This is a genomic window from Methylobacterium sp. Leaf91 (genome assembly GCF_001422815.1).
Classification (GTDB): Bacteria; Pseudomonadota; Alphaproteobacteria; order Rhizobiales; family Beijerinckiaceae; genus Methylobacterium.
The window spans coordinates 18,373-27,404 of sequence record NZ_LMMP01000020.1 but is presented as its reverse complement, the minus strand read 5'-3'; the positions used below and the strand labels follow the sequence as shown (position 1 = coordinate 27,404).

Below are 9,032 nucleotides of genomic sequence, written 5' to 3'. Positions count from 1 at the left end.
TCCCATCTCGAACTCGGCCGTTAAACACACCAGCGCCTATGGTACTGTGTCTCAAGACACGGGAGAGTCGGTCGCCGCCAGACCTGCACAGAACAGGATAACCATTCCCTCACAACGATCACACCAAAACGCCCGCCTCATCCGAGGCGGGCGTTTTGCGTTCCAAAGTCGCTTTCCTTACCGGATGGTCATGATCCGGCCAAAGGGAGGTAAGGCGAGGCCCGGCACAGTCCCATCCTGTCTCAGAAGAGGGGAGGGGGCTTCGTGCCGATCCACGCTCAAGCGGCTTTCCCGCGCATTCCCGACCACGTATCGTCCGGCCCCATGCGTCTTCTCATCATCGAGGACGACCGCGAGGCGGTCTCCTATCTCGTCAAGGCTTTCAAGGAAGCCGGTCACGTGCCGGACCATGCGGTCGACGGGCTGGATGGCTATGCAATGGCGCGGGAGGGCGATTACGATGTCCTCATCGTCGACCGCATGTTGCCGAAGCTCGACGGATTGTCGCTGGTTCGGTCCCTGCGCGAGCAGGAAGTCACCACGCCGATCTTGATCCTCTCGGCGCTCGGGCAAGTCGACGATCGGGTGAAAGGCCTGCGGGCCGGTGGCGACGATTATCTGCCGAAACCCTATGCCTTCTCCGAGCTGCTCGCCCGCGCCGAGGTGTTGGCGCGGCGCCGTGCATCCACACCCGGCACCGCCGAGGCGACGTCCTATCATGTGGGGGACCTGCATCTCGATCGCCTGTCTCATCGCGTCACCCGTGGCGGTCATGAAATCCTGCTCCAACCGCGCGAATTTCGTCTGCTCGAATATCTCATGCGCCATGCCGGGCAGGTCGTGACCCGCACGATGCTGCTCGAACATGTCTGGGACTATCATTTCGATCCGCAGACCAACGTCATCGATGTCCATGTCTCGCGCCTGCGGGCCAAGCTCGACAAGGATTTCGACACCGCCCTGATCCATACGATCCGCGGTGCCGGCTATATCCTGCGACCGGACGATTCCTCGCGCTCGTCCGACACGCCGTGAGCGAGGCCGACGGTCTGCCCGCGCGTATCCGGAACCTGTTCCGGACGACGGCCTTCAAGCTGTCCTTCGCCTATCTGGTGGTCTTCGCGACCTTCGCCTTCCTGGCTTTGGGCTATGTCGCCTGGAATGCGAGCCGCGTGCTCGACGACCAGATGGTGTCGACCATCGAGGCCGAGATCAACGGCCTATCGGAACAGTACAAGGCAGGAGGTTTGCGCCGGCTGATCTCCGTCGTCGAACGCCGGGCCGGCGAACCGGGAGCCTCCCTCTATCTGGTGACGACGGCGGCGGGAGAGCGCGTCGTCGGCAATGTCGGAGCGCTCGCCGACGGAACCCTGGCCCAGCCCGGTCAGACCGAGGCCGCCTATGCCCGCAGCGGCCAATCCGACGTGCTCGACCGCCACGCCATTCTGCAGGTCTTCGTTCTCCCCGGAGGCTTTCGGCTCGTCGTCGGACGAGACGTGGAGGAGCGTGACCGCCTGCGCTCCATCATCGCGACGACCTTCGGTTCTTCCGTGGCCCTGGTCGTCATCCTCGGGGTCGTCGGGGGATGGTTCGTGGCCAGCCGCGTTCTCCGGCGAGTTGATGCCATGACGGAGACGACGCGCCGGATCATGGCCGGCGACCTCGATGGGCGGCTCGCGGTGGCCGGAAACGGCGACGAACTCGATCGCCTGGCGAGCAATCTCAACGAGATGCTCGAGCGTATCGGCGAGTTGATGCGCGGCTTGCGTGAAGTCTCCGACAATATCGCCCACGATCTCAAGACGCCGCTGACCCGGCTGCGCAACCGCGCCGACGAAGCGCTTCACGGCGCCGACACGCCCGAGCAATTGCGTGCCGCCATGGAGGGCGTCATCGAGGAGAGCGACGGCCTGATCCGGGTCTTCAATGCCCTGCTGATGATCGCGCGGCTGGAGGCCGGAAACGCGCAGGAGATCATGGCCCGGTTCGATCTCGGCCTCGTGGCGCAGGGGGTGGGCGAACTCTATGAGGCACTGGCCTCCGAACGGGGGATGGAACTGGCCATCGAGGCGCCCGAAGGGCTCATGATCCGTGGCAATCGCGAACTCGTGGGCCAGGCCCTCGCCAACCTCATCGACAATGCGGTGAAATATGGCGGCGCCGGCGGAACGGTGCGTGTCACCGCCGAAGAGCGCGGATCCGGCATTGCGGTCATCGTCTCCGACAATGGTCCAGGCATTCCCGAGGATGCGCGCGGGCGCGTGCTCGGCCGGTTCGTCCGCCTGGAGGAAGCGCGGTCGCTACCGGGATTCGGTCTAGGGCTCAGTCTCATCAACGCGGTGGTGCGCCTTCACCAGGGCACACTCGCGCTGGAAGACAATCGGCCGGGACTTCGCGTCGTCATGACCCTCCCGGCCTGAAACTGCCTTACAAAACTTACCGTCACCGTCGTCCCTCGCTCACGGCACAACGGCGCAGCGGGAGTTTTTTTTAGAGATACAAAGCAGGTTCGCGTTGGCGAGCCCATGCTCCATCTGGTGGTCGACATCCGACGGATGGAACCGCCGGCCTGGGTCCGTCCCGACCCCCTTGCCGATTCCCGAAAGGTCCGCTCCCAGGCTGTCGAGGCAAAGGCGAACGACCGGGTTGGTGTGGATTTAAGAATGTCAGCTTGCTGACGTGGATCTTGAAAAGCCGACGTTGTTCGAACGCAGACTTGAGCTTCCCGCCGGGCGTTTGCTCAGGCGAGCGCTGCAAGCTTAAGCGCATAGTCTCGTATGTTCGGGGGCCATGCCGTCATGTGGCTGGCAAAGCCTTTGGCATCCCCGGCGAACAGCGCCCGGATTGCCTCCTCAAACCCGGGTAGATCGCCAGCCAACGCTGAGAGGAAGCGGTATGCGGCCTCTTTCGCTGCCTTCATCCGGGTTTGCCCACCATCTGCCCTCCGCGCTTCGTCAACGAGGCGCCTCAACGCTTGCGATGCGCCGCCCGGCTGGGAGGCAAGCCACTCCCAATGACGGGGAAGCAGCGTCACCTCGCGAGCGATGACCCCGAGCTTCGGGCGACCACGGCTCCTTGGTGCACCATCGGGATCCGGTCGGCTCTCGACGGTGCTCGTGGCGTCTCCCGCATCCGCGAGTTCGGCGAAACGTGCGACGATCTCCGCCTCGGTTCCCCGCAGATCGAGGTCAATGACGGCGCCCGACCTGTCGTCGAAGGCCAAGATCGGATCGCCTTCTTCCGCCGCCTGCGCTTTCATGGCGAGAGCCACGTCTATCAAGCGACCGCTGGCGAGCCGCCGCACCCCCACAAACGCGGTGAACGTCCTCATCTGGTCTTCTGACATGGCACCTCCATCCTGACCGTCATAGCCACAGCGAGCCCTTGTCGTCAATTTTACCCGGATGATATTGCGCGTAAGTATCGGCTTCGATAGCGTCGCTGCCGATCTACGAGGGCATGTGATGAGAACCGAAGACAGAAAGGTGGCTGTTAACGCCTACAAGAAGCGGGAGGTCGAAGGTGGCATCTACGCCGTCCGCTGCGTGGCGTCCGGTGAGGTTTGGGTCGGTGGGTCGCCCGACCTCTCCAAGATCCAGAACCGCCTCTGGTTTACCCTCCGGCAGGGCATGAACACGCACCGTTCGCTCCAGATCGCCTGGAATGCGCATGGAGCAGAGGCGTTCAGCTTCGAGATCGTCGAGCGGTTGGATGCTGAAGAGATTGGATACGTCCGCGACCGAGTGATGAAGGAGCGTCTTCTCCTATGGGCAGAGCAGCTTCGGGCTGTCCGGATATGAGCACAGAACCCAGTCCAGCACGTTTGACGGCCAACGGCGTCACCCTGGCCTATGACAGCTTCGGAGACGAGGCGGCTGAGACGATCCTTCTGATCGCGGGGCTCGGCACGCAGATGATCCGCTGGGCCGTCCCCTTCTGCCGCGAGTTGGTGACGCGCGGCTATCGTGTCGTGCGGTTCGACAACCGGGACACAGGACGCTCGACCCACTTTACCGAGCACGGCGCAATGGATTTCGCGGCCTTGGCCGCGACGCTTGCTGAGGGGCGACGGCCGGAACTCGCCTACACGCTCGACGACATGGCCTCAGACGCGCTCGGCTTGCTCGATGTCCTGTCCATACGCCGAGCCAACGTCGTCGGTCGCTCGATGGGCGGCATGATCGCCCAGATCATGGCAAGCGAGCACCCGTCCCACGTTCTCTCGCTTACCTCGATGATGTCGAGCACAGGCAACCCGTGTCTGCCACCGGCTGCGCCCGACGTGTTGGCAATGATGATGCGTCCCGCTCCCGATCCCGTTTTGGACGAGGCGGGCTTCCTCGATCACGGCGTCACCTTCGCACGCCGCATTGCTGGCACTGCTCATCCGTTCGACGAAGGGGGCTTGCGCGCTCTCCTCCAGCAGGAGATTCGGAGAGGCCGTGCGCCGGGTGGGTTCGGACGACAGGTCGCGGCGGTTGGGGTGGCTGGCGACCGTCGCTCACGGCTTGCCGCGATCACGGCGCCGACACTCGTCATTCACGGGACGGACGATCCTCTCTTTCCTCCTGCCTGCGGTGAGGACACTGCAGCTTCAATCCCGGAAGCGGAGATGATGTTGATCGCCGGGATGAGCCATGATCTGCCGCCATCCTTGTACCGAGCCATTGCCGATGCAATCGAGCGAACCGCTCGTCGTTCGACCATCTCGGCATCAGGAGGGTAGAAGAGCACCATCTCGAGGGGTCGAACGACCGCTTTCGAGAAGGCAGCCGCGCCCATCCTATGACGTTGTCGGGCCGAATACGGAACGTCCGATTCCCGGCGGAGGGCTAAAGCCCGCTTCTCACCCATCGCGGATACTCAAGGCGGGTACCTTCCGTCAGATTTCCACCACGAGCTTAGGCTTTTGAAGTGTCGCGCGTTTTCTGACGTAGAACCAGTGCCCGCTTTTGCTGAACCCGCTGAGCCGGGAAAGGACAGCCTGTGACCGAGGAAGCGCCTTTGACCCAGCGCCTGACGAGGGCGCCCGTCCTGATGGATCCCGAGCGTGCGGCGGCACGGCTCAAGGAGGTCGAGGCCGCGTTCGCCCATCTCGATGAGGCGGGACGAGCGCTGCTTCTTGGCCTCGCCGACCATTCTCCCTTTCTCTGGCAGCGCGTGGTGCGGGACCCCGTGCGCGTCGCCGCGATGCTGGATCGATCGCCCGAACGCGTGGTGGCCGACCTCATCGCCCGGCAGCGCTCTGCCGCACGCCAGGAATCCGGAGAGGTCCGCGATCTCGACGCCGTCGCCGCCGAGCTTCGACGCAACCGCGGTGATCATGCCCTTCTGGTGGCCCTCGCCGATATCGGTGGGCTCTGGCCCCTGGCGACGGTGACCAAGGCGCTCTCCGATTTCGCCGATGCCTCCGTTCATGCGGCCGCCGAAGCTCTTTTGTTGCAGGCAGCGGCGGCCGGGCGGTTTCACCCCCATGACGTCGCGAGCCCGCAGCTCAAATCCGGCCTCGTCATCCTCGGCCTCGGCAAGCTCGGAGCCGGCGAGCTCAACTATTCCAGCGACATCGACCTCGTCGTGTTCTTCGATCCCGATATCGCGCGGTTGAAGGAAGGCCTGGCTCCGACGCCATTCTTCTCCAAACTCGCGCAGGGGATCGCCAAGCTGCTGCAAGAGCGCACCGCCGAGGGGTACGTGCACCGCGTGGATTACCGACTGCGCCCCGATCCCGGATCGACACCGACGGCCATCTCGCTGAACTCCGCCTATCTCTACTACGAGAATCTCGGCCAGAACTGGGAGCGCGCCGCCTATATCAAGGCGCGCGCGATCGCCGGAGACATCGAGGCGGGCGAACACTTCCTGACGGGCTTGCGGCCCTTCGTCTGGCGCAAGTATTTCGACTTCGCCTCCATCGCCGATGTCCATGCGATGAAGCGCCAGATCCATGCCGTGCGCGGGCACGACACGATCGCGGTCGCCGGGCACGACATCAAGCTCGGGCGCGGCGGCATCCGCGAGATCGAGTTTTTCGTCCAGACCCAGCAGCTCGTCTTCGGCGGGAGACGGCCGGACCTGCGCGGCCGCCGAACCATCGCGATGCTGGCGGCGCTCACCGAGGAAGGCTGGATCGACGGCACTGCGCGCGACGAGCTGGGCCAGGCCTACGATTTCCTGCGCACCATCGAGCACCGCCTGCAGATGGTGAATGACGAGCAGACGCAACGATTGCCGACCGAGGAGGCGGGGCTCGAGAGCTTCGCCCGTTTCGCCGGCTTCGCCGATGCCAAGGCCTTCGAGACGGAACTGCTCCATCACGCCCGGCGGGTGCAGGCGCATTATGCGTTGTTGTTCGAGGCGGAGCCGGACCTGTCGGCTTCCGTGGGGAATCTCGTCTTCAGCGGGACGGACAACGATCCGGCGACCCTCGCCACCCTTCGGACCCTGGGCTTTGCCGATCCCGAGCGCGTGGCCGAGACGGTGCGCGGCTGGCATTTCGGTCGTCGCCCCGCTGTCCGCACGGCGCGTGCCCGCGAGGTTCTCACCGAGCTCGTCCCGGCCTTGATGCAGGCGCTCGGCGGCACGCCAAACCCCGATGTGGCGCTGGATACCCTCGACCGCGCCTTCGCGCGGATGCCGGCGGCGGTGGAACTCCTTACCATCCTGCGCTCGAACGATCGTCTGCGCCTGCTCTTCGCCGACCTGTTGGGAAGCGCTCCGCGCCTGGCCGAGACCGTCGCCTTCAGCCCCCATGTCCTCGACACGGTCATCGACCCGGCCTTCGTCGTGCCGAAGGTGGATGCCGAGGACATCGCCGCGCAGTATCACGGGTTGGTCGGCAAACCGGCGGCCTATGAGGATTTCCTCGACCGCAGCCGGGACGCGGCGCGGCAGTTGCGCTTCGTCACGGGGGCGCGACTGCTCACGGGCATCCTGTCGCCGCAGGCGGCGGGGCGGGCCTATGCCGGCATCGCCGATGCCGTCGTGGCGGCCAGCCTCGATGCGGTCTCGCGCCAGTTCTTTGCCGAGCATGGGGAGGTGCCAGGCGGGCGCTGTGTGGTCCTCGGCCTCGGTCGGCTCGGCGCCAACCAGATGACGGCGGAATCCGACATCGACCTCGTCGTGCTCTACGATTTCGATGCGGAGAACCGGACGAGCCTCGGGCCGAAGTCCATCGACGCTGTCATGGCTTACAACCGGTTGACGCAACGCCTCGTCGCGGCGCTGACCGCACTGACCCGGCGCGGCGGTCTCTACGAGGTCGATCTTCGCCTGCGTCCCGGCGGCGGGCAGGGGCCCGTGGCGGTGCAGGTGCGAAGTTTCCTTCCCTATCAGCAGGAGGAGGCCGATCTGTGGGAGCACATGGCGCTCACCCGCGCCCGGGTCATCGCCGGGGATCGGAGCCTCGGCGACGAGGTGATGGGGCAGATCCGGACCATCGTCGGGCTGAAGCGCGAGACGGCGGAAGTCTTCCGCGCGGTTCGCGACATGCGCCAGGTCGTCGCCAGTGAGAAAGGGTTTGCGGGGCCGCTCGATCTCAAGCTGGCGCCGGGAGGATTGCTCGATCTCGACTTCATGGCCCAGGCCCTGACCCTGGCCCATGCCGAGAGCCATCCCGGTCTCGTAGGCCTCGACGCATCCGCCGTCTTCGCCGAGGCTGGTAATCGGGGCCTTCTGCCGGTGAACGAGGCGCGGCGGCTCGGCGAGGCCTATCGCCTCTTCGACGACGTGCTCCATTGGCAGCGTCTCATGGGCGAGGCGGAATCGAAGGCGGGCGCGTCGGTGGCGCTGACGCGGCTCGCCATCGCCATGGGCCTGCCGGATGCCGCGACCCTGGCGGCGGAACTCGATGAACGCCGCGCCGAGGTCAGATCGCTGTTCGAGCGCCTGCTCGGTTGAGCCTCGCAGGCCCGCTCGCGCGGGCCTCCCGCACCGGAATCGGACCCATCTACCGCTTCGTCGTTAATCGCGTCCGATGGCGGTCGAAAGGGGGGTGCTATGGCGGTGATTTCAGAGGAGGCCGCGCGCCTTGGCCAGGGCCACGAGGTCGTGCTGCGGCCGGGCGCCGATATGCTGGATCACCTCCGCCGCCGCCAAGGCTCCGAGCCGGGCGCTCGACACGTTGTCGAGGCCGCGGGCATGTCCGGCGAGGAAACCCGCCGCGAACAGGTCTCCGGCGCCGGTCGTATCCACCAGCTCGGTCACCGGCGCGGCCTCGATGGCGCGGATCTCACCGCCCTTCACCACGATCGCGCCCTCGGCGGAGCGGGTGACGAGGCCGAGGAGATGCATGCCACGCTGGTTGCGCTCGTCGCGCAAAGCTTTGATGGCCGCTTCTTCGTTGTCCGTCTCGTAGAGGCTCTTCAGCTCGCCAATATTGGCGAACAGAATATCGATGCTGCCGTCACGGATGAGGCCCAGAAACTCCTCGCGGTAGCGGCCGACGCAGAACGCATCGGACAAAGTCAGTGCGACGGCGTTGCCGGCATTGTGGGCGATCTTGGCGGCCTTGCGGAAAGCTTCCTTGGCCGCCGGCGGGTCCCACAGATAACCTTCGAGATAGACGGTGCGGGCACTCGCCACGGTGGCCTCGTCGACATCGGCCGGTGACAGACCCTGGCAGGCGCCGAGATAGGTGTTCATGGTGCGCTCGCCATCCGGCGTCACCAAAATGAAGCAGCGGGCGGTGGCGGGGCCTTCCGGAGCGGCCGGCACAGTGAAGGAGACGCCCGTCGCCTTGAGATCATGGGCGAAAAGCCCCCCGAGCTCGTCGTCGCGGACCTTGCCGATGAAGCCGGTCTTCGCGCCGAGGAGAGCCGCGCCCACCGCGGTGTTCGCGCCAGAACCGCCGGAAACGATGGTGGCCGGTCCCATCACCGAGAACAGGCTCTCCGCCCGGTCCTCGTCGATGAGCTGCATCGCGCCCTTAGGGACGCCCTGCTGTTCGAGAAACCCATCATCCGTCCGCGCGATCAGGTCGACGATGGCGTTGCCGAGGACGAGAAGGTCGAGGGGAGCGGACATCGGACATCCTG

The 9,032-nt window shown here is 65.4% G+C and carries 7 protein-coding genes; 5 read left to right on the top strand and 2 right to left on the bottom strand.

The genetic code is table 11. The features are described from left to right. Positions 1 to 324: 324 nt before the first annotated feature. On the top strand, positions 325 to 1,035 hold the full coding sequence (locus tag ASF32_RS14540) for a response regulator transcription factor (RefSeq protein ID WP_056429667.1): 711 nt from the start codon (positions 325 to 327) through the stop codon (positions 1,033 to 1,035). Further along, on the top strand, positions 1,032 to 2,420 hold the full coding sequence (locus ASF32_RS14535; RefSeq protein ID WP_056429665.1) for a HAMP domain-containing sensor histidine kinase: 1,389 nt from the start codon (positions 1,032 to 1,034) through the stop codon (positions 2,418 to 2,420). Before ASF32_RS14540 ends, ASF32_RS14535 begins: the two co-directional genes overlap by 4 nt. Before the next feature lie 320 nt (positions 2,421 to 2,740). Here the strand turns inward: ASF32_RS14535 and ASF32_RS14530 are convergent, their stop codons facing one another. After that, positions 2,741 to 3,346 (bottom strand): DUF2239 family protein, encoded by a 606-nt coding sequence (locus ASF32_RS14530; protein ID WP_056429663.1) that lies wholly within the window; start codon positions 3,344 to 3,346, stop codon positions 2,741 to 2,743. Positions 3,347 to 3,464: 118 nt separating this feature from the next. Here ASF32_RS14530 and ASF32_RS14525 point away from each other — a divergent pair, with 118 nt between their 5' ends. The 3 genes from ASF32_RS14525 (at position 3,465) to ASF32_RS14515 (ending at position 7,896) form a co-directional block, all read left to right on the top strand. Next, positions 3,465 to 3,800, top strand: coding sequence for a GIY-YIG nuclease family protein (locus ASF32_RS14525; protein ID WP_056429661.1), 336 nt, complete (start codon positions 3,465 to 3,467; stop codon positions 3,798 to 3,800). Next, complete coding sequence (locus ASF32_RS14520) at positions 3,767 to 4,726, top strand: alpha/beta hydrolase (protein ID WP_348271043.1); 960 nt, start codon at positions 3,767 to 3,769, stop codon at positions 4,724 to 4,726. Before ASF32_RS14525 ends, ASF32_RS14520 begins: the two co-directional genes overlap by 34 nt. A 311-nt stretch (positions 4,727 to 5,037) precedes the next feature. Beyond that, complete coding sequence (locus ASF32_RS14515) at positions 5,038 to 7,896, top strand: bifunctional [glutamine synthetase] adenylyltransferase/[glutamine synthetase]-adenylyl-L-tyrosine phosphorylase (protein WP_056429669.1); 2,859 nt, start codon at positions 5,038 to 5,040, stop codon at positions 7,894 to 7,896. A 111-nt stretch (positions 7,897 to 8,007) separates the two neighbouring features. Here ASF32_RS14515 and ASF32_RS14510 read toward each other — a convergent pair whose 3' ends face one another. After that, on the bottom strand, positions 8,008 to 9,021 hold the full coding sequence (locus ASF32_RS14510; RefSeq protein WP_056429656.1) for an adenosine kinase: 1,014 nt from the start codon (positions 9,019 to 9,021) through the stop codon (positions 8,008 to 8,010). Positions 9,022 to 9,032: the final 11 nt, after the last annotated feature.

Excerpts from the sequence above, each read along its gene's own strand:
- ASF32_RS14540 (WP_056429667.1), top strand. The coding sequence starts at position 325 with ATGCGTCTTCTCATCATCGAGGACGACCGCGAGGCGGTCTCCTATCTC.
- ASF32_RS14530 (WP_056429663.1), bottom strand. The coding sequence starts at position 3,346 with ATGTCAGAAGACCAGATGAGGACGTTCACCGCGTTTGTGGGGGTGCGG.
- ASF32_RS14525 (WP_056429661.1), top strand. The coding sequence starts at position 3,465 with ATGAGAACCGAAGACAGAAAGGTGGCTGTTAACGCCTACAAGAAGCGG.
- ASF32_RS14520 (WP_348271043.1), top strand. The coding sequence starts at position 3,767 with ATGGGCAGAGCAGCTTCGGGCTGTCCGGATATGAGCACAGAACCCAGT.
- ASF32_RS14515 (WP_056429669.1), top strand. The coding sequence starts at position 5,038 with ATGGATCCCGAGCGTGCGGCGGCACGGCTCAAGGAGGTCGAGGCCGCG.
- ASF32_RS14510 (WP_056429656.1), bottom strand. The coding sequence starts at position 9,021 with ATGTCCGCTCCCCTCGACCTTCTCGTCCTCGGCAACGCCATCGTCGAC.